Origin of the sequence: Pseudomonas sp. 67(2021) (genome assembly GCF_017491835.1) — a bacterium.
GTDB lineage: Bacteria > Pseudomonadota > Gammaproteobacteria > Pseudomonadales > Pseudomonadaceae > Aquipseudomonas > Aquipseudomonas atacamensis.
This window is the reverse complement of sequence record NZ_JAFGYL010000001.1, coordinates 1-18,737: the sequence shown is the minus strand read 5'-3', so window position 1 is coordinate 18,737 and position 18,737 is coordinate 1. Positions and strand designations below refer to the sequence as shown.

20 protein-coding genes are annotated in these 18,737 nt (G+C 58.9%); 9 read left to right on the top strand and 11 right to left on the bottom strand.

Features of this window, described 5'->3' with window-relative positions; genetic code table 11:
* Nucleotides 1-78: 78 nt before the first annotated feature.
* A complete protein-coding gene (gene estP, locus J5M66_RS00100) occupies nucleotides 79-1,986 on the bottom strand; it encodes an esterase EstP (RefSeq protein WP_016772913.1) in 1,908 nt (635 codons plus the stop codon).
* 407 nt (nucleotides 1,987-2,393) lie between these two features.
* Here estP and J5M66_RS00095 point away from each other — a divergent pair, with 407 nt between their 5' ends.
* From J5M66_RS00095 to J5M66_RS00080, 4 genes are all read left to right on the top strand, one after another.
* Nucleotides 2,394-2,987, top strand: coding sequence for an aminodeoxychorismate/anthranilate synthase component II (locus J5M66_RS00095; RefSeq protein ID WP_041476683.1), 594 nt, complete (start codon nucleotides 2,394-2,396; stop codon nucleotides 2,985-2,987).
* Between the two features lie 9 nt (nucleotides 2,988-2,996).
* Nucleotides 2,997-4,046 (top strand): anthranilate phosphoribosyltransferase, encoded by a 1,050-nt coding sequence (trpD, locus tag J5M66_RS00090; RefSeq protein WP_123443848.1) that lies wholly within the window; start codon nucleotides 2,997-2,999, stop codon nucleotides 4,044-4,046.
* A complete protein-coding gene (gene trpC / locus J5M66_RS00085; protein WP_123443849.1) occupies nucleotides 4,043-4,879 on the top strand; it encodes an indole-3-glycerol phosphate synthase TrpC in 837 nt (278 codons plus the stop codon). The genes trpD and trpC overlap by 4 nt, the downstream gene beginning before the upstream one ends.
* A 124-nt stretch (nucleotides 4,880-5,003) precedes the next feature.
* Nucleotides 5,004-5,702: a lipoate--protein ligase family protein gene (locus tag J5M66_RS00080; protein WP_125925546.1), complete on the top strand. Its 699-nt coding sequence runs from the start codon at nucleotides 5,004-5,006 to the stop codon at nucleotides 5,700-5,702.
* On the opposite strand, the gene crp is transcribed toward J5M66_RS00080, so the two are convergent.
* Entirely contained in the window at nucleotides 5,699-6,343 is a 645-nt protein-coding gene (gene crp, locus J5M66_RS00075) for a cAMP-activated global transcriptional regulator CRP (protein ID WP_016772920.1), read from the bottom strand. The two genes, J5M66_RS00080 and crp, sit on opposite strands and share 4 nt — an antisense overlap.
* Before the next feature lie 235 nt (nucleotides 6,344-6,578).
* On the opposite strand from crp, the gene J5M66_RS00070 reads away from it, so the two are divergent.
* Together J5M66_RS00070 and speD are read left to right on the top strand one after the other, a co-directional pair.
* A complete protein-coding gene (locus J5M66_RS00070; protein WP_016772921.1) occupies nucleotides 6,579-7,001 on the top strand; it encodes an OsmC family protein in 423 nt (140 codons plus the stop codon).
* A 237-nt stretch (nucleotides 7,002-7,238) separates the two neighbouring features.
* Nucleotides 7,239-8,033 (top strand): adenosylmethionine decarboxylase, encoded by a 795-nt coding sequence (gene speD / locus J5M66_RS00065; protein WP_024014530.1) that lies wholly within the window; start codon nucleotides 7,239-7,241, stop codon nucleotides 8,031-8,033.
* A gap of 111 nt (nucleotides 8,034-8,144) precedes the next feature.
* On the opposite strand, the gene coq7 is transcribed toward speD, so the two are convergent.
* The 6 genes from coq7 to hemJ all read right to left on the bottom strand — a co-directional run bounded on the left by coq7 (nucleotide 8,145) and on the right by hemJ (nucleotide 12,678).
* On the bottom strand, nucleotides 8,145-8,792 hold the full coding sequence (gene coq7, locus J5M66_RS00060; protein WP_041476678.1) for a 2-polyprenyl-3-methyl-6-methoxy-1,4-benzoquinone monooxygenase: 648 nt from the start codon (nucleotides 8,790-8,792) through the stop codon (nucleotides 8,145-8,147).
* A gap of 196 nt (nucleotides 8,793-8,988) precedes the next feature.
* Nucleotides 8,989-9,327 carry a histidine triad nucleotide-binding protein gene (locus J5M66_RS00055; RefSeq protein ID WP_123443851.1) on the bottom strand — a complete coding sequence of 113 codons (339 nt, stop codon included), beginning with the start codon at nucleotides 9,325-9,327 and terminating at the stop codon, nucleotides 8,989-8,991.
* Nucleotides 9,328-9,383: 56 nt separating this feature from the next.
* The gene (locus J5M66_RS00050) at nucleotides 9,384-10,172 is read right to left on the bottom strand and encodes an SDR family oxidoreductase (protein ID WP_056786709.1); all 789 of its coding nucleotides are present in this window, start codon (nucleotides 10,170-10,172) and stop codon (nucleotides 9,384-9,386) included.
* 61 nt (nucleotides 10,173-10,233) lie between these two features.
* Nucleotides 10,234-11,181 carry a DUF805 domain-containing protein gene (locus J5M66_RS00045; RefSeq protein ID WP_123443856.1) on the bottom strand — a complete coding sequence of 316 codons (948 nt, stop codon included), beginning with the start codon at nucleotides 11,179-11,181 and terminating at the stop codon, nucleotides 10,234-10,236.
* 66 nt (nucleotides 11,182-11,247) lie between these two features.
* Complete coding sequence (locus J5M66_RS00040) at nucleotides 11,248-12,216, bottom strand: nitronate monooxygenase family protein (protein ID WP_073476596.1); 969 nt, start codon at nucleotides 12,214-12,216, stop codon at nucleotides 11,248-11,250.
* Nucleotides 12,217-12,249: 33 nt separating this feature from the next.
* Nucleotides 12,250-12,678, bottom strand: a complete 429-nt coding sequence (gene hemJ, locus J5M66_RS00035) for a protoporphyrinogen oxidase HemJ (RefSeq protein WP_123443853.1) — start codon at nucleotides 12,676-12,678, stop codon at nucleotides 12,250-12,252.
* A gap of 134 nt (nucleotides 12,679-12,812) precedes the next feature.
* Here hemJ and argC point away from each other — a divergent pair, with 134 nt between their 5' ends.
* Entirely contained in the window at nucleotides 12,813-13,847 is a 1,035-nt protein-coding gene (gene argC / locus J5M66_RS00030) for an N-acetyl-gamma-glutamyl-phosphate reductase (RefSeq protein WP_056786719.1), read from the top strand.
* Nucleotides 13,848-14,015: 168 nt separating this feature from the next.
* On the top strand, nucleotides 14,016-14,366 hold the full coding sequence (erpA, locus tag J5M66_RS00025; protein ID WP_007918905.1) for an iron-sulfur cluster insertion protein ErpA: 351 nt from the start codon (nucleotides 14,016-14,018) through the stop codon (nucleotides 14,364-14,366).
* Between the two features lie 69 nt (nucleotides 14,367-14,435).
* Here erpA and J5M66_RS00020 read toward each other — a convergent pair whose 3' ends face one another.
* Entirely contained in the window at nucleotides 14,436-15,527 is a 1,092-nt protein-coding gene (locus tag J5M66_RS00020; protein WP_207807466.1) for an anhydro-N-acetylmuramic acid kinase, read from the bottom strand.
* 3 nt (nucleotides 15,528-15,530) lie between these two features.
* A complete protein-coding gene (locus tag J5M66_RS00015; protein WP_207807658.1) occupies nucleotides 15,531-16,955 on the bottom strand; it encodes a peptidoglycan DD-metalloendopeptidase family protein in 1,425 nt (474 codons plus the stop codon).
* A gap of 212 nt (nucleotides 16,956-17,167) precedes the next feature.
* On the opposite strand from J5M66_RS00015, the gene tyrS reads away from it, so the two are divergent.
* Entirely contained in the window at nucleotides 17,168-18,367 is a 1,200-nt protein-coding gene (gene tyrS, locus J5M66_RS00010; protein WP_207807657.1) for a tyrosine--tRNA ligase, read from the top strand.
* Nucleotides 18,368-18,489: 122 nt separating this feature from the next.
* Here tyrS and J5M66_RS00005 read toward each other — a convergent pair.
* Nucleotides 18,490-18,737 (bottom strand): hypothetical protein (locus J5M66_RS00005; protein WP_207817480.1); only part of this gene is annotated, 248 nt, incomplete at its 5' end.

Below are 18,737 nucleotides of genomic sequence, written 5' to 3'. Positions count from 1 at the left end.
CGCTCCCACATTGGGTTTTGTGTTGAGGCATAAAAAAAGCGGCGCCTGTCAGGGCGCCGCTTTTTTTGCATCCATCACTCAGAAATCCAGCACAACCCCGACATTCAGTCCCTGCTGCTTGAAGTCATCATCCTTGCGGAACGTATACCCCCCACGCAGCGCCAGGTCCGCCGTCAGCTTGTGACTGACACCCAGGCTCAAGCGGTTCAGGTGACTTGCCGGCGTGTAGCCTTCAAGGGTGAAGTCATTGGCCGGCAGGGTATTGAGGGCGATGTTGACCTTCTGCACGTCATCTTCGTACTCACGCTCGTGGGCGTATTCGCCATACACCTGGGTTTGCGCGGTGAAGTTGTACTTGCCCTGGATGCCCAGGCCCAGGCGTTTCGAATCGCGGCTCTGGTCATCGAAGGTCAGCGCCGTGGCGCGGTTGCTCTTTTCCGAGTAACCGTCGACATCGACACTGGCGTAATCGGCGCTGACGAACGGCGACAGATGCCATTGGCTGCCCGGTTGCGCAATGTCATAGCCCAAGCGCGTGCTGAACGCCCACAGGCTGCCGTCGGTATCGCCTTTCTCCGCACCCTCGCTGGCGCCGAGGTCGAACTTGCGCTTGAGGTTGTCGTAGTCGAGTTTGCCGCCGGTCAGCGCCGCGTCGGCCCACCAGCGGTTCTGCTGGAACTGGGCAAACGCGGTGGCCATGTAGCTGTTGAGCTTGTAGTCGGAATCGTTGTGCCCGGCCTCGAGATTCTGTCGGTACAAACCGGCCGCCACGCCCACGCGCCAGGCTTCGTTCAGGCGATAGCTGCCGCCGACGTTGAGGTTGTAACCGCTGCCATCGGCGCTGGCGCCGCTGCTTTGGCTGTCGACATCCAGATGCTGCCCGCCGGCCGAGACAATCGCACGCCATTGGCCGACCGCTTGCCAGTTCTCCCAGTCTGCCTGCCATTGGTTGCGCAATTCATCCTGATGCGCACGCACGGTGCCGTGGGCCATTTCAGGTAGCAGGCTCAATTCCCACGGTGCAGCCAACAGCGAATAGGCGTAATCGGCGATCAGTTTTTGCCCGGATTCGGTCGGGTGTACGCCATCGTTGTAGATCAGTTTGGTCGGATCCGGCGTGGCGCTGTTGATCCCGTAACGGGCGTTTTCCGTGCAGCTATTGCCACTGAAGCAGGTCGCGGTGAGGTTCTGGTCGGTAGCCAGACCAAAGCGCCCCGGGTCGGCGAAGACTTCCGAGAGCAGCACCGGAATGTTCAGCGGAATGACTTCGGCGTTGATGCCTTGCAGGCGCGTCACCAACTGACTGTTGAACTGGTTGGCGAGGGTGCTGCTGAACGCTTGCAGCGGCGTGCCGTTCAGAGCAGGTGTCAGGCCCACGTCGGGCAGCAGCCAGACCATCACGTATTTGGCGCCGGCGGTCTGCAGGGTTTGCACGCTATCGGCCAGTCGATCGGCTGCGGCGTTGGCCTGGGGCAGGCTGAGAATGCGGCCCTGGAGGAAATCGTTGCCGCCACCGGAAATGTAATACAGCGCATTCGGGTCGGCGCGGAAGCCGTTCGACGGCAGGTAACCGGCGCGGGTGCGTTCGCCGGTGGCCGATTGGGTGGTGATCGAGTCGAGAATCTGGTCGGTGCGATAACCACCGACCGCCCAGTTGTTGCCGTCGGGCTGGCCGTTTTCCGCGCGCACTGCGGAGCTGGAAGAGGCTGTCTGGTCGGGCGAAAAGCCCAGGCGGCCGCCAAGCAACTGGGTGGAATTCAATGAAAAAACTTCGCCGCTGCCATCCTGATACACCGGCCCGGTACGGTTGGTGTAACGCTCGGTGGAGCCCGCCGGGCCGCCCGTGTCGGCGAAGGTACCGGCATCGTTGAGGCTGTCACCGAAGACGATGAAACTCGAATAAGGATTGGGCGCTGCATTGGCCTGGGCGCAAGCGAGTGCGAGCAAGCAGCTGGCCAGCGGTACAAACAACGTCTGTCTGATCATGAGCAAGTCCGTTTATTTATTGTTGTAGGTGAACGAAACGACAGTACCAAAAACGTTCGGCGTTTTGCCATCGGTCGTGAATCCCTCTGCCGTTTTATAACCCGCAGGCCCCGCCATATTGCACGCTCCGCCCAGCTAAGTTACTGTGCCGGAACGTATGAACGAGACCTTCCCCGTGTTGATCACCAGCAAACTCCTGGATCAAGTCATCAAGGCACACGCCCGCTGGCGTTGGCGCGCCTGAATCTTCTCTGCCGGCTCCGCCGGATCTGTATCGCTTTGCCTTCCTTGTCTGTTTGAAATGCCGCTGTGCTGGCGCCCTGTGCGCGTCCGACATCGCGCAGCGCCCTGCGGGCAAGTTATCTGAAGGCTGTCATCAAGTCAGAATTCAAGAGGTTCGAAACGCCATGTTGCTGATGATCGACAACTACGACTCCTTTACCTACAACGTTGTGCAATACCTCGGCGAGCTGGGTGCCGAGGTCAAAGTGGTGCGCAACGACGAACTGACCATCGCCGAAATCGAAGCGCTGAATCCCGAGCGCATCGTGGTTTCCCCCGGGCCGTGCACGCCCACCGAGGCGGGCGTCTCTATTGATGCGATCAAGCACTTCGCCGGCAAGCTGCCGATCCTCGGCGTCTGTCTCGGCCACCAGTCCATCGGCCAGGCCTTCGGCGGTGATGTGGTGCGTGCCCGCCAGGTCATGCACGGTAAGACTAGCCCGGTATTCCACGAGGACAAGGGCGTGTTCGCCGGCCTCAATCATCCGCTCACCGTTACCCGTTATCACTCGCTGATCGTCAAGCACGACAGCCTGCCCGATTGCCTCGAGCTGACCGCGTGGACCCAGCACGACGACGGCTCGGTCGACGAGATCATGGGCCTGCGTCACAAGACCCTGAACATCGAGGGCGTACAGTTCCACCCCGAGTCGATCCTCACCGAGCAGGGTCATGAACTGTTTGCCAATTTCCTCAAACAAACCGGCGGCACGCGCTAAGGACTTCCCATGAATATCAAGACAGCCCTCAGCCGTATCGTCGAACACCTCGACCTCAGCACCGATGAAATGCGCGATGTGATGCGCGAGATCATGACCGGCCAGTGCACCGAAGCGCAGATCGGCGCGTTCATGATGGCAATGCGCATAAAGAGCGAGAGCATCGACGAAATCGTCGGCGCGGTGTCGGTGATGCGTGAGCTGGCCGATCAGGTCGAGCTGAAAACCCTCGACGGCGTGGTCGATGTGGTCGGCACCGGCGGTGACGGTGCGAACATCTTCAACGTCTCGACCGCATCTTCCTTTGTTGTCGCAGCGGCCGGTTGCACCGTGGCCAAGCACGGCAACCGCGCGGTGTCCGGCAAGAGCGGCAGTGCCGATCTGCTGGAAGCTGCCGGCATTTATCTGAACCTGACCCCGGTGCAGGTCGCGCGCTGCATCGACAACGTCGGCATCGGTTTCATGTTCGCCCAGACCCACCACAAAGCGATGAAGTACGCCGCCGGCCCGCGCCGCGAACTCGGCCTGCGCACGCTGTTCAACATGCTCGGCCCGCTTACGAATCCGGCCGGTGTGAAACATCAGGTCGTCGGCGTGTTCACCCAGACGCTGTGCCGGCCATTGGCCGAAGTCTTGCAGCGACTGGGCAGCAAACACGTGCTGGTCGTGCACTCGAAGGACGGCCTGGACGAATTCAGCCTCGCCGCGCCGACCTTTGTTGCCGAGCTGAAGAACAACGAAATCACTGAGTATTGGGTCGAACCGGAAGACCTCGGCATGAAGAGTCAGAGCCTGCACGGCCTGTCCGTCGAAGGCCCGGAAGCATCGCTGGCGCTGATCCGTGACGCTCTCGGTAAACGCAAAACCGAAAACGGCCAGAAAGCTGCCGAGATGATTGTGCTCAATGCCGGTGCGGCGCTGTACGCCGCCGACCTGGCAAGCAGTCTGAAACAAGGTGTGGAGCTGGCGCACGACGCGCTGCACACCGGCCTCGCTCGGGAAAAGCTCGAGGAGCTGGGTGCCTTTACCGCGGTATTCAAAGTGGAGAATGAAGGATGAGTGTACCGACGGTTCTGGAAAACATTCTGGCGCGCAAGGTTGAGGAAGTCGCCGAGCGCAGCGCCCGGGTCAGCCTGAGCGAGCTGGAAAGTCTGGCCAAGGCGGCCGATGCACCCCGTGGTTTTGCCCAGGCATTGCTGGCGCAAGCGAAGAAGAAACAACCGGCGGTGATTGCCGAAATCAAAAAGGCTTCGCCGAGCAAAGGCGTGATCCGCGAAGACTTCGTGCCGGCCGACATCGCCAAGAGCTACGAAAAGGGCGGGGCGACCTGTCTGTCGGTGCTGACCGACATCGATTACTTCCAGGGCGCCGATGCCTATCTGCAACAGGCGCGCGCCGCCTGCAAATTGCCGGTGATCCGCAAGGATTTCATGATCGATCCGTACCAGATCGTTGAAGCCCGCGCGCTGGGCGCCGATTGCGTGCTGTTGATCGTCTCCGCACTGGACGACGTGAAGATGGCCGAGCTGGCCGCCGTAGCCAGAGGCGTCGGTCTCGACGTCCTGGTGGAAGTGCACGACGGTGACGAACTTGAGCGCGCGTTGAAAACCCTCGACACGCCGCTGGTCGGGGTCAACAACCGCAACCTGCATACTTTTGATGTCAGCCTGGAAACCACCCTCGACCTGCTGCCGCGCATCCCGCGCGATCGCCTGGTGATCACCGAGAGCGGCATCCTCAATCGGGCCGACGTCGAGCTGATGGAAATCAGCGATGTGTACTCGTTCCTGGTCGGCGAAGCGTTCATGCGCGCGGAAAATCCGGGGATTGAATTGCAGCGCCTGTTTTTCCCGGAGCGTGGTGTGCCGATCAGTGGTTCGACCCTCGACTGACCGAGTCGACCTCATTCGCGAGCAGGCTCGCCCCCACAGAGGATTGCATTCCAGTGTGGGAGCGAGCCTGCTCGCGAAGGGGCCATCGAAACCGCTAAAGATTTCCATGTTGCCGGAGCCTGTTATGTCGCTGCCAACCCCGCTGACCATCGAATCCGGCCTGCAAGCCGAACAGGACTTGCTGGCCTCGGTCTGCGCTGGCGACGCCGAATTTGGCCTGCTGTTCTGGCAACCCACCGACCGCGCCCTGGTCATGCCGCGCCGCCTCAACCGACTCGCGCAATTCGACCACGCCTGCGAAGTCTCCGCTGCCGCTGGCTGGCCGGTGCTGTTGCGTGAAACGGGCGGTGAGCCCGTCCCGCAATCCGCTGCGACCATCAACATTGCCTTGGTGTATGCCCCGCCTCGCAGCGAAGGCGATCTGAACCGCATCGAAACCGGCTACCGCCGCCTGTGCGATCCGATCTGTCAGTTGCTGGATGAGTTGGGTGGCACCTCGTCCGTGGGCGAAATCGAAGGCGCATTCTGTGATGGACGTTTCAACGTCAATCTCGACGGTCGCAAGATGGTCGGCACCGCCCAGCGCTGGCGCCAGAGCCAGGGCGGCCTGCGTCCGGTGGGCTTGGTGCACGGTGCAATGCTGATGGATGACGAGCGCGAAGCGATGGTTGCTGCGGTCAATCGCTTCAATGAAGCCTGTGGCCTGGAGCAGCGGGTGAGGGCGCAAAGCCACATTGCCCTGCATGAGAAATTCAACGCGCCACAGGCGTTGGCGCGTCTCGATGAATTGTTTCGTTTGATGCTGGCGCAGATTTACGTCTAGCGCGTGCCGAAGACCACCATCGTCTTGCCTTTCACATCGACCAGGTTGCGTTCTTCCAGATCCTTGAGCACGCGGCCGACCATCTCCCGTGAACAACCGACAATCCGGCCGATTTCCTGACGGGTCACCTTGATCTGCATGCCATCCGGGTGTGTCATGGCGTCCGGCTGTTTGCACAGCTCCAGCAGGCAGCGGGCGACGCGGCCGGTGACGTCGAAAAACGCCAGGTCGCCGACTTTGCGTGTGGTGTTGCGCAGACGCTGTGCGATTTGTCCGCTGAGCGCGTAAAGAATGTCTGGATCCTGCTGCGATAACTCGCGGAACTTGGCGTAACTGATTTCCGCGGTTTCGCATTCGACCTTGGCCCGCACCCAAGCGCTGCGTTCCTGCTCCTGACCTGCCTGCTCGAACAGACCCAATTCGCCGAAGAAATCCCCGGCGTTGAGGTAGGCGATGATCATCTCGCGGCCATCGTCATCTTCGATGAGGATGGTGACCGAACCCTTGATGATGAAGTACAGCGTGTCCGAGCGATCCCCGGCGCAGATGATGTTGCTCTTGGCCGCATGACGCCGGCGCTGGCAATGCATCAACAGCTTGTCGATGTTCTTGATTTTGGGTGTGGGGGTAATAGCAACCATGGTTGTATCCCGAAAAGACTGCACGGTGATGTTTGAGTTGTTATGAGGCGCTGAAGGCGGTCGCTACAGAGCTGACGAATTGGCGCCAGCGAATTGGCGCCAGCTTACCAGACACTTCGTCGTAAATTCGAGAAATTACCTACAGCCAGAAAGCATCCGTCCTAGGACGTCGTTCCTGTCGGGACAAAGCGCTGTGCTAAGCTGGCGACCCTTTTTTTACAGTGGAGTCTGGGCGATGAAGGCACGCATCCAATGGGCTGGCGAAGCCATGTTCCTCGGCGAATCCGGCAGCGGTCATGTCGTGGTGATGGACGGCCCGCCGGACGCCGGCGGCCGTAACCTCGGGGTTCGCCCGATGGAAATGCTCTTGCTGGGTGTCGGCGGTTGCAGCAATTTCGATGTGGTCAGCATCCTGAAGAAGTCGCGCCAGGCCGTTGAAAGCTGTGAAGCCTTCCTCGACGCCGAGCGTGCGACTGAAGATCCGAAGGTGTTTACCAAGATCCACATGCACTTCGTGGTCAAGGGCCGGGGCTTGAAAGAAGCTCAGGTCAAGCGCGCCATCGAACTGTCGGCCGAGAAATATTGCTCGGCGTCGATCATGCTCGGCGCGGCTGGCGTGGCAATCACCCACGATTATGAAATCGTCGAACTCGGCTGAACCGACATTCAACTATCATATAAGCAGTGCAGACTCTGGCGATCCCCCGCTGACGTCTGCATAATGCGCCACTTTTTTCAGGGCAGTGATCGGTCAGCCGACGGGTCATCCGCCTGAACAGATAACCAAAATCGCCATCGCGAAGAGGTGTTAACCGTCCTACGCAGGTGCGTTGTTCGCACTTGACGGGCATGCTTGATCACGCGGCCGCGCCGCATACATAGAGAGTTTTTAACGGTGAAAAGCAAACTCAAGCTCCACGGGTTCAATAACCTGACAAAGACCTTGAGCTTCAACATCTATGACATCTGCTACGCGGAAACCCCGCAAGACCAGCAGGCTTACGTTGAGTACATCAATCAAGAGTACAACGCGAAACGCCTGACGCAGATTCTCACAGAAGTTGTCGAGATCATTGGTGCCAACATCCTGAACATCGCCAGTCAGGACTATGAACCCCAGGGCGCCAGCGTCACGATTCTGATTTCGGAAGAGCCGGTAACCCCGACTGACAGCCAGATCGAAGAATCGCCGGGCCCTTTGCCCGAAATTATTCTGGCCCACCTCGACAAGAGCCACATCACGGTGCACACCTATCCGGAAATCCATCCGGACGATGGTATTGCGACCTTCCGTGTGGATATCGACGTGTCGACCTGTGGTGTCATTTCACCGCTCAAAGCGCTCAACTTCCTCATTCACCAGTTCGATTCGGACATCGTGACCGTGGATTACCGTGTGCGCGGCTTCACCCGTGACGTTGAAGGCAACAAGCACTTCATCGACCACGAGATCAACTCGATCCAGAACTACCTCTCCGAAGACACTCGCGACGCGTACCAGATGACCGACGTGAACGTGTACCAGGAAAACCTGTTCCACACCAAAATGCTGCTGAAGAACTTCGAACTGGACAACTACCTGTTCGGCGATGCCACCAGCAACCTCTCGCCCGAGCAGCGTGCCCAGGTGACCGACCGTGTGAAACACGAAATGCTGGAAATCTTCTACGCGCGCAACATGCCGACCTAAGATTCCCGGAAACAAAAAAGGCGACCTCCTGGTCGCCTTTTTCATGCCTCACACAAAACCTCTGTGGGAGCGAGCCTGCTCGCGAAGAGGTCATCAGCACCGACACGGATCTCAGATCCGATAAGTACTCTTGGTCATCACCTTCGCCAACAAACTCATGCCGAACTTTACCGGCGCCGGAAAACGAAATCCGCCCGCATCCAGCGCACTTTCCGCATGGTGTTCTTCATCGATGCGCATCTGCTCGAGAATTGCCCGGGACTTCTCGTCCTCGGCAGGCAACTGCTCCAGATGTTCGTTCAAGTGCTTGCAGACCTGATGCTCGGTTGCCGCAACGAAACCAAGGCTGACCTTGTCGCTGATCAGCCCGGCGACCGCGCCGATACCGAACGACATGCCGTAAAACAGTGGATTCAGCACGCTGGTGTGGCTACCCAGCTGATGGATGCGCTGTTCACACCAGACCAGATGATCGATCTCTTCTTCAGCCGCGTGCTCCATGGCTGCGCGTACCTGCGGCAACTTGGCGGTCAGCGCCTGCCCCTGATACAGCGCCTGGGCACAGACTTCGCCGGTGTGGTTGATGCGCATCAGACCGGCGACATGGCGGGTGTCTTCATCGCTCATCTGCGTATCCGGCTGCAGAATCGCCGGCGACGGGCGGTACGGCTGGCCACTGAAGGGCAACAGGGTGCGCATCGCGGCATCGGCTTGCAGCAGCAGACGGTCTATGGGCGAGTAGTGACGTTGGGTAGTCATGCTGACCTCCGGGAAGAATCTCGGCGGCCAGTTTAACCGAATCGGCCGTCGAGGGTTTGCGCTGGGTCACTTGCTGGGCGGTCAGGCTTTTTTGTGGGAGCGAGCCTCCTCGCGAAAGCGGATTATCGGATACTGAAGTGTTGAATGTATCGGCGCCTTCGCGAGCAGGCTCGCTCCCACGGTTGGTTGTCGCCAATCAGCCCGGCGGCCAGTTCATCTGGCGCTGACCCAGCACGTGCATATGGATGTGATAGACAGTCTGCCCGCCAAGTTCATTGCAGTTCATCACCACGCGGAAGCCTTCTTCGCAACCCAGTTCCAGCGCCAGACGCTGCGCGGTGAACAGGATGTGCCCGGCCAGTGCCTTGTCGTCTTCGGTCAGGTCGTTGAGCGTGCGCACCGGTTTTTTCGGGATCACCAGAAAGTGCACCGGAGCCTGTGGGGCGATGTCGTGGAAGGCCAGAACCTGGTCGTCCTCGTAGATGATATTGGCCGGGATTTCCCGGTTGATGATCTTGGTGAACAGAGTTTCCACTGCTGTTTCTCCGTTGAGTTGGGCTGAATAGAGTGTACCGCTTCGAAGTCGTGTTCCTAGCGGGGGCAGTAAGCTTTATTGACCATGCCGACAATCGTCCGGTTAAGCCAGCGCGAACCTAGTCGCGGCAGGAACGCCAGCCAGCGGTTGCGCCGTCCCGGAATAATGATGGCGCGGTTTTTATCCAGTGCGCGTACGGCATGCAGTGCCACTTCTTCCGGACTCATCAGCGAGTGGCTGCTTTCGATCTTTTCGCTACTCATCTGTGCGGTTCGGAAGAACGGTGTGCGCGTCGGGCCGGGGCAAAGCACGGAGACTTTCACGCCGCTTTGTTTGAGCTCCACGCGCAGGGCTTCGGAAAAATGCAGCACATAGGCTTTGCTGGCGTAGTAGGTGCTCATCCATGGGCCGGGGCTGTACGCAGCCACCGACGCGACATTGAGGATCTGCCCGCCACCCAGCAGCGCCATGCTGTTACCCAGCGCATGGCAGAGGCGGGTGAGGGCGAGGATATTGACCTCGATGAGGTCCTGCTCGGTCATCCAGTCTTGCGCCAGGAATGGCCCGCAGGTGCCGATGCCGGCGCAATTGACCAGCAGATCGATCTGCCGGTCGCCTTCTTCCAGCTCCAGCAAAAAGCCTGACAGGCGCAACGGTTCGCCGAGGTCGCAGGCGCGAAATAATACTTCGACATCGAAACGCTGGGTCAGCTCGATGGCGATACTTTCCAGCTGATCACGCTGTCGTGCCACCAGAATCAGGCTGCGGCCGCGCCGGGCCAGCGCTTCGGCCATGGCCAGGCCAATGCCGCTGGAAGCGCCAGTGATCAGAGCGTAACGGGTCATGCAGTTCTCCATCGCAACAGCTCCGCGCCGGCGACGCGGTTGTCGCGGCAGGGAGCGCTGTTCATTCTTGCGCAGAGTCTACAGGGGCCTGCGCCGGTTCGGCTGCCTCGTCGGCGGAAATCGCTGGCGGCTCGACAACCTCAACTTCGTCGGTGGTCACCGAGCCGCTGTCATAGCTGCTCTCCAGATTGCTTTCATATTCTTCCTGCACAGCCGAGAAGCCGCCAAGCAGGCCGCCGGCAAAAATCAGTGCGAAGAATACGATCCACAACGAGCACAGCACTTTCACCGCCGTGCTGTTCGGTGGCGGCGGCGGGCCATAGCGGTTGGCGCCGGCATTGCCGGGTACGACCATCATTACCAGCGGGAAGATACTGCCGACGAACGGCACCAGGTTCAACAGCCACAGCCAGCCCGACCAGCCGATATCGTGCAGGCGCTGAACGCTGAACAGAATGCTGACGATCATGAAGCCGAGGAACAGGAAGACCGCCAGAATGCCGCCGAGGATCAGCCCGGTAGTCGAGTCGCCGCTGACCAAGCCCAACGCAATCAAAGCAAACACGCCGACGATGGGCAGGGTCACCAGGCTCAAGACCATGGTCCAGGCCAGAAAGCGCAGGCGACCGATCCGGCCTTCGACGCTGAATGGCTTGAGCGTGGCGAATGGCGGCAGAGCTTCACCGACATTGGCGCGCGGCGGTGCGTAAGGCGAGTCCGGTTCCGCCACCGCTGCAGGGTTATCGTGGACATCCGCGAGATTCAGCTCGATGGCGGTTTCCGCTTCGATCCGCGCATCGATCCCGGTTTTGTTCAACGCCTGCAAATACGTCTGGGCATCGCTGTGGGACAGATCACGTTTGAGGGCGACGGTGCGGCCACTGAACAGGCGCTCGATGGCGGCCACATCGCTTTTGAACAGATCTGCCAGATTCATTTTGGCGGTGGTGAGGTCGACGCCGGGCTGTAGTGCGCCGTCGAAGACGATCTTGTAACGGGTGTCGCTCATGGCCGAGGCATCCTTGTCGCGATTCATTTGGCAGCCAGTCTGATCAGGACTGGCCAGATATGTTTTTCAGCGCGGCCAGCGTTGTGGCAACTGTGCAGCGCGCGCTTGGGCTTGACGATATTCGGCGTCGAGCCGCGCGATCAACTGATCCACGCTTGGCAGATCACCAATCTGGCCAACACCCTGACCCGCCGACCACACGGTCTTCCAGGCTTTGGCTTCATCGTTGATCGGCTTGAGCTTGTCGCCGAAATTGACCTCGCCCTTGCCTTGCAGGGCCGCCATGTCGAAACCGGCCGCCTCCAGGCTCTGGCGCATGAAACTGGCCGGCACTCCCGACACCGCTGGAGTATGAATGATGTCGGCAGCCTTGGCTGTCAGCAGCATCTCTTTATAAGCGTCAGGCGCGTGACTTTCGGTGGTGCCGATAAATCGCGTACCGAAGTAGGCCAAATCCGCACCGAGCAACTGTGCGGCGAGAATCTCATGGCCGTGGTTCAAACATCCTGCAAGCAACAGCGTCTTGTCGAAAAACTCACGGATCTCGGCAATCAGCGCAAACGGACTCCAGGTGCCGGCATGCCCGCCGGCGCCGGCCGCGACGGCAATCAGCCCGTCGACACCCGCTTCAGCGGCTTTCTCGGCATGGCGCCGCGTGGTCACGTCGTGAAACACCAGACCGCCGTAGCTGTGCACCGCGTCGACCAGTTCCTTCACCGCGCCGAGGCTGGTGATAACGATCGGCACCTTATGCTCGACGCAAATGTCCAGATCCGCCTGAAGGCGCGGGTTGCTGTGGTGAACAATCAGGTTCACCGCATAAGGGGCCGGATTATCCAGCGTCGCCAGGCCCGCCTCGATCTGTTCCAGCCAAGCCTTGAACCCACTGCTTTCGCGTTGGTTCAGCGCCGGAAAGCTGCCGACCACGCCGTTGCGGCAGCAGGCGAGCACCAGTTCCGGATTGGAGATCAGAAACATCGGCGCCGCCACGACGGGCAGACGCAGACGTTGTTCGAGCAGAGCGGGCAGCGACATTGAGAACACCCCGAGGATCTGTATTGGTTGAAGTTAGAACGGCTTGATCACGACCAGAATTACGATAGCCAGCAATATCAGAACCGGCACTTCATTGAACCAGCGATAAAAGACATGGCTGCGGGTGTTTTCGCCACGGGCGAAGCGTTTTACCTGCGCGCCGCACATATGGTGGTAACCGATCAGCAGAACGACCAGAGTCAGTTTTGCGTGAATCCAACCGCCCTGGCTGAAAAGGCTCGGGTTGAGGTAGATCAGCCAGCCACCGAAGATCAACGTGGCGATCATCGCCGGGCCCATGATGCCGCGATACAGCTTGCGCTCCATGACGCTGAAGCGTTCCTGGCTGATCGTGTCGGTGCTTTGCGCGTGGTAAACGAACAGGCGCGGCAAGTAGAACAGCCCGGCAAACCAGCAGACGACGCTGACAATGTGAAACGCTTTGAGCCATAGATAGAGCATTTTTGGTTATTCCCTCATTCACGGTAGCCAGATAGTAGAGGCTTGAGCGTCCGCGCGTCACCTTGGCGGTTGTCGCAGGCGCGCGCGACCCCTATTATCGACGGCTTTCCAGTGGGTTCGTTGAGGGCAGGTTTATGGTCAAGGTCGGTATCGTCGGCGGCACGGGTTACACCGGTGTCGAACTGCTGCGTCTGTTGGCACAGCATCCGCAGGCAGAAGTGGTCGTCATCACTTCCCGATCCGAGGCCGGTCTGGCCGTGGCTGACATGTACCCGAACCTGCGCGGTCACTATGACGGGCTGGCGTTCAGCGTGCCGGACGTGAAAACCCTTGGCGCCTGCGATGTGGTTTTCTTCGCCACGCCACACGGTGTGGCTCACGCCTTGGCAGGCGAGCTGCTGGCGGCGGGCACCAAGGTCATCGACCTGTCCGCTGACTTCCGTCTGCAAGATGCTGATGAATGGGCCAAGTGGTACGGCCAGCCACACGGCGCACCGCAATTGCTGGACGAAGCGGTCTATGGTCTGCCGGAAGTCAATCGCGAGCAGATCAAGAAAGCGCGCCTGATCGCGGTGCCGGGTTGCTATCCGACCGCAACGCAATTGGGTTTCCTGCCGTTGCTGGAAGCAGGTCTGGCCGACGCATCGCGTTTGATCGCCGACTGCAAATCCGGTGTCAGTGGTGCCGGGCGTGGTGCGGCTGTTGGTTCTTTGTACTCCGAGACGTCGGAAAGCATGAAGGCCTATGCGGTAAAAGGTCATCGTCATCTGCCGGAAATTCGCCAGGGCCTGCGTCGCGCGGCGGGCAAGGACGTCGGCCTGACCTTCGTCCCGCACCTGACGCCGATGATTCGCGGTATTCACTCCACGCTCTACGCGACAGTAGCGGATCGCTCGGTTGATCTGCAGGCACTGTTCGAAAAGCGCTATGCCAACGAACCGTTCGTCGATGTCATGCCAGCCGGCAGCCACCCGGAAACCCGTAGCGTGCGCGGCGCCAACGTCTGCCGCATCGCCGTGCATCGTCCACAGGATGGCGATCTGGTGGTCGTGCTGTCGGTGATCGACAACCTGGTCAAGGGCGCCTCGGGCCAGGCGGTGCAGAACATGAACATTCTGTTCGGACTGGACGAGCGCTTCGGCCTGTCACACGCCGGCATGCTGCCTTAAAAGCAGCTGCGAGCTTCAAGCCACAAGCTACAAGAGATCAGAGGCAAGCTTGAAGCTCACCGCTTGAAGCTTGCCGCTGCTCCTCTAATAGTTGACCAATTTTCTAGGACAAGCGGATAATGCGCGTCATCACGCATTATGGCGGCGTAACGCCGGGAGATAGTCAGCATGAGCGTCGAATCCTTCACCCCCACGGCTTTGCAATTCACTCAAGGTGCTGCGCACAAGGTGAAGAGCCTGGTCGATGAAGAGGGGAATGATCGCTTGAAGCTGCGCGTATTTGTTACGGGCGGCGGTTGTTCAGGGTTTCAATACGGTTTCACCTTCGATGAAGACGTGGCCGATGACGACACCATCGTCGAGCGCGAAGGCGTGAGCCTGGTGGTCGATCCGATGAGCTTCCAGTACCTGGCCGGTGCCGAGGTGGATTATCAGGAAGGTCTGGAAGGTTCGCGCTTCGTGATCAAGAACCCGAATGCCACCACGACTTGTGGTTGCGGTTCGTCGTTCTCGATCTGATCGCGCTTCACCGCACACAAAAAAACGCCGCAGAGCCTTTCGGTTCTGCGGCGTTTTTGTATCTGAAGTTTAGGCCGGGTAGATGGCGCCAAGTACGCGCAGGCCGCGAGCGCCGGTGACGCTTGGCCGATTGGCGGCGATGCCTTCGAGGCAGCAATGAGCCAGCCAGGCAAAGGCCATGGCTTCTACCCAGTCAGGGTCAACGCCGTGAGTTGCGGTGCTGGCGACTTGGGTATTTGGCAGCAGATCCGCCAGACGTCTCATCAGCGTCGCGTTGTGCGCGCCGCCGCCACAAACCAGCAATTCCTGAGTGTCCGATTGAGCGCCTTGTAGCGACTCGACGATGGTGAGCGCCGTCAGTTCGAGCAGCGTGGCCTGAACGTCTTCGGCTGCGAAGGTTGGCAGGTTCGAAAGATGCTGTTCCAGCCATGGCAGATTGAAGACTTCGCGGCCGGTACTTTTCGGGCCTTTGGTGACGAAGAACGGGTCGCTGAGCAGTGCCTTGAGCAGGGCTGGTTCAACCTTGCCGGTCGCAGCCCATTTGCCGTCCCGGTCATAGTTTTCGCCACGTTGCCGGTGAATCCAGGCGTCCATCAGAACATTCCCCGGCCCGCAGTCGAAACCGGCTACAGGTTTGTTCGGCTCAATCAGGCTGAGATTGCTGAATCCGCCGACATTCAAGACTGCCTGGTTACCAGTACGCTCTTCAAACAACGCTTCGTGAAAGGCTGGCACCAGAGGCGCACCTTGGCCACCCGCTGCGACATCGCGACTGCGGAAATCGCTGACGACGGTAATACCGGTCAACTCAGTCAGCAGGGCTGGATTCCCGATCTGCACGGTAAACCCGCGCGCCGGCTCATGGCGAATGGTCTGACCGTGGCTACCGATGGCACGAATGGCATCGGGCTTGAGTTGTTGTTGCGCGAGGAGGGTGTGAATGCCCGACGCGGCAAGTTCGACCCAGTGTTGCTGGGCAATCGCCGAGCGGGCGATCTCGTCGGGGCCGCTGGCGCACAAGCCAAGCAGCTCGGCGCGCAGGGAGTCAGGCATTGGCAGGTAGTGGGTGGCGATCAGTTTGATCGCCGAGGTCTGCTCGATCAGGGCGATGTCCAGCCCGTCGAGACTGGTTCCGGACATCACACCGATATACAGGGCCATGGCTTAGCGCTTGCTCGAAGCCAGCATGGTAGCCTTCTCTTGATCCATGCGCGCCATCAACGGCTGGCTCTGCGCGAGGAAGCGCGCGCGTTCGGACTTGGCGATCGGATCGGCCATCGGCAGCTTCTGGCCCAGCGGATCGACGTGAACGCCGTTGACCTGGAACTCATAGTGCAAATGCGGGCCGGTGGAAAGGCCAGTTGTACCGATGTAGCCAATGACTTGACCTTGCTTGACGCTGCCACCGGTTTTCACGCCTTTGGCAAAGCCCTGCATATGGCCATAGAGCGTACGGTAAGTGTTGCCGTGCTGAATGATCACGGTGTTGCCGTAACCACCACGACGACCGGCCAGCAACACTTTGCCGTCACCGGCAGCCTTGATCGGCGTGCCTCGCGGCGCTGCATAATCGACACCTTTGTGCGCGCGGATCTTGTTGAGGATAGGGTGCTTGCGGCCCATGGAGAACTTCGAGCTGATGCGGGCGAAGTCAACCGGCGTACGGATGAAGGCCTTGCGCATGCTGTTGCCATCGGCAGTGTAATAGCTGCTGTTGCCTTGTTTGTTGGTGTAGCGAACAGCGGTGTAAGTCTTCCCGCGGTTGGTGAAGCGCGCCGACAGGATCGGGCCGGTGCCGACAGCCTTGCCGTTGATGACTTTCTGCTCGTAGATCACATCGAATTCATCACCCTGACGAATGTCCTGCGCGAAATCGATGTCGTAGCCAAAGACGCTGGCCATGTCCATGGTCATGCTGTGAGAAAGGCCGGCGCGGGCTGCGGACTGCGACAGTGAGCTGTTGATGACACCGTGGACGTAGGCAGTGCGAACGGTTGGCTTGGCGGTGACACGATTGAACGAATAGCCCTTATCGTTCTTGGTCAGAGTAATGGTTTCAATGTCGCTGACCTTGCTGTGCAGGCTGGTCAACTGGCCGTCCGGGCTGAGTTCGAATTCGAGTTTCTGACCGCGCTTGAGTTGGCTGAACTGCTTGGCTTGCTTGTCGCTTGCCAGTATTTCGTGCACGGAGGCCGCCGGTAGGCCGACTTTTTCAAACAGGGTAGACAGCGTATCGCCTTTGGAAACCACGACCTCACGGTGCCCAGGCTCTTTTGGTTTCTCAGCAGGGGCAACAGGTGCCGGCGCGGTTTCAGCGGTTTGCGCGGCGTTTTCTTCGCTGTTTTCGATTTGTGCGAACGGCGAAGCTACGGGCTCGTTTGTGGCTTGAGCCGCATCAGCAGCGTCTTGATCTTGTGTCAGTTGTTCAGCAGGACTTTCCAGTTCAAGACTCAGAGTCGTCTTTTTGGCTTCAACATCGCTGGAGGGAAATACCAGCAGCGCCAGGCTGAGAAGGGCGGCGATTCCACTTGCGGCGAGCAGGTGGGTCTTCGGGTAAAGCGGGGGAGCTTTAGACGGTTCTGTGGTCATAGGTAATTTTTGACTTTGAAATAGATGAATTGGAAAAGATGAATGACATGATGAAGATGAAATAACTGTATAAAATATAACCAAATCATCGCTGAAGCAAGTCTGCAGACCTCGGGTCTGTGGATTGGTGTCCGTGCGCCGGGCAAAACTTGTAATTGGTGCGCGTTCTTGTATGGTTGGTTCCCTTTGAATCTGAGCCTTGCGGGTCTGTTATGAAGTCGGTTGAAGAGCAGCTAGCGCTGATTAAACGTGGTGCGGAAGAACTATTGGTCGAGTCCGAGCTGGTCGAGAAGCTCAAGCGCGGCCAACCGCTGCGTATCAAGGCTGGTTTCGACCCTACCGCTCCAGACCTGCATCTTGGGCATACCGTGCTTATTAATAAGCTGCGTCAGTTTCAGGAACTGGGGCACCAGGTGATCTTCCTTATAGGTGACTTCACCGGGATGATTGGTGATCCGAGTGGCAAGAGCGCCACGCGTCCGCCACTGACGCGTGAGCAGGTTCTGGAAAATGCCGAGACCTACAAGACTCAGGTTTTCAAAATCCTTGATCCGGCGAAAACCGAAGTTGCCTTCAACTCCACCTGGATGGACAAGATGGGGCCGGCGGATTTCATTCGCCTGACTTCGCAATATACCGTCGCTCGCATGCTCGAGCGCGATGACTTCGACAAGCGCTATACCACCAACCAGCCGATCGCTATTCACGAGTTCCTCTATCCGCTGGTTCAGGGTTATGACTCGGTCGCGCTGCGCGCCGATGTCGAGCTGGGCGGTACCGATCAGAAATTCAATTTGCTGATGGGGCGTGAATTGCAGCGTGGTTATGGCCAGGAAGCCCAGTGCATTCTGACGATGCCATTGCTGGAAGGTCTGGATGGCGTGAAGAAGATGTCCAAGTCGCTGGGCAACTATGTCGGTATTCAGGAAGCACCAGGCGTTATGTACAGCAAGCTGGTTTCCATCCCGGATGCGCTGATGTGGCGTTACTTCGAGTTGCTCAGCTTTCGCTCGATGGATGAGATCAACGCCTTCCGGGCTGACGTCGAAGCTGGAGCGAATCCACGCGACATCAAAATCAAGCTGGCTGAAGAGATCGTTGCGCGCTTCCATGGTGAAGAAGCTGCGGCGAATGCTCACCGAGGCGCCGGCAACCGCATGAAGGGTGGCGAGCTTCCAGATGACTTGCCTGAGATCGAACTCTCTTCGGTTGAGGATATGCCGATCGCTGCCGTCCTTAATAAGGCAGGCCTGGTGAAGAACTCGGCGGCGGCGCGTGATCTGTTGGCGGCTGGCGGGGTGCGTGTTGATGGTGAGGTGGTTGATCGCTCCTTTATATATGCACTGGGCGCGACTCACGTTTGCCAGGCCGGCAAGAAGGCTTTTGCACGTATTACGCTGAAATCTGAATAAAGTTGAGATTGGGGGTTGACGGCGAATTCCAGAGGTCTATAATTCGCCCCACTTCCGGCGCAGTCGAAACGGAAAACTCCTTGAGATTCAAAGAGTTACACAGTTTTCGACAGCGGCTTGCTTCAGGTCATCGAAGTCTGGAAGGAGTTGAGAGAGTGGTGATGTTTGGCTCTTTTAACGGTTCGATCTTCTCGGTCGAAAGCGGAGAAAAAGAGGTGTTGACAGCAGCGATTAACGCTGTAGAATTCGCCTCCCGCTAACGAGAGATCGGAAGCGCAAGTGGTTGAAGTTGTTGAAGAATTCTTCGAAAACTTCTGAAAATAATCACTTGACAGCAAATGAGGCTGCTGTAGAATGCGCGCCTCGGTTG

Coding starts and splice junctions, on each gene's coding strand:
- estP (WP_016772913.1), bottom strand. CDS start 1,986: ATGATCAGACAGACGTTGTTTGTACCGCTGGCCAGCTGCTTGCTCGCA.
- J5M66_RS00095 (WP_041476683.1), top strand. CDS start 2,394: ATGTTGCTGATGATCGACAACTACGACTCCTTTACCTACAACGTTGTG.
- trpD (WP_123443848.1), top strand. CDS start 2,997: ATGAATATCAAGACAGCCCTCAGCCGTATCGTCGAACACCTCGACCTC.
- trpC (WP_123443849.1), top strand. CDS start 4,043: ATGAGTGTACCGACGGTTCTGGAAAACATTCTGGCGCGCAAGGTTGAG.
- J5M66_RS00080 (WP_125925546.1), top strand. CDS start 5,004: ATGTCGCTGCCAACCCCGCTGACCATCGAATCCGGCCTGCAAGCCGAA.
- crp (WP_016772920.1), bottom strand. CDS start 6,343: ATGGTTGCTATTACCCCCACACCCAAAATCAAGAACATCGACAAGCTG.
- J5M66_RS00070 (WP_016772921.1), top strand. CDS start 6,579: ATGAAGGCACGCATCCAATGGGCTGGCGAAGCCATGTTCCTCGGCGAA.
- coq7 (WP_041476678.1), bottom strand. CDS start 8,792: ATGACTACCCAACGTCACTACTCGCCCATAGACCGTCTGCTGCTGCAA.
- J5M66_RS00050 (WP_056786709.1), bottom strand. CDS start 10,172: ATGACCCGTTACGCTCTGATCACTGGCGCTTCCAGCGGCATTGGCCTG.
- J5M66_RS00045 (WP_123443856.1), bottom strand. CDS start 11,181: ATGAGCGACACCCGTTACAAGATCGTCTTCGACGGCGCACTACAGCCC.
- J5M66_RS00040 (WP_073476596.1), bottom strand. CDS start 12,216: ATGTCGCTGCCCGCTCTGCTCGAACAACGTCTGCGTCTGCCCGTCGTG.
- hemJ (WP_123443853.1), bottom strand. CDS start 12,678: ATGCTCTATCTATGGCTCAAAGCGTTTCACATTGTCAGCGTCGTCTGC.
- argC (WP_056786719.1), top strand. CDS start 12,813: ATGGTCAAGGTCGGTATCGTCGGCGGCACGGGTTACACCGGTGTCGAA.
- erpA (WP_007918905.1), top strand. CDS start 14,016: ATGAGCGTCGAATCCTTCACCCCCACGGCTTTGCAATTCACTCAAGGT.
- J5M66_RS00020 (WP_207807466.1), bottom strand. CDS start 15,527: ATGGCCCTGTATATCGGTGTGATGTCCGGAACCAGTCTCGACGGGCTG.
- J5M66_RS00015 (WP_207807658.1), bottom strand. CDS start 16,955: ATGACCACAGAACCGTCTAAAGCTCCCCCGCTTTACCCGAAGACCCAC.
- tyrS (WP_207807657.1), top strand. CDS start 17,168: ATGAAGTCGGTTGAAGAGCAGCTAGCGCTGATTAAACGTGGTGCGGAA.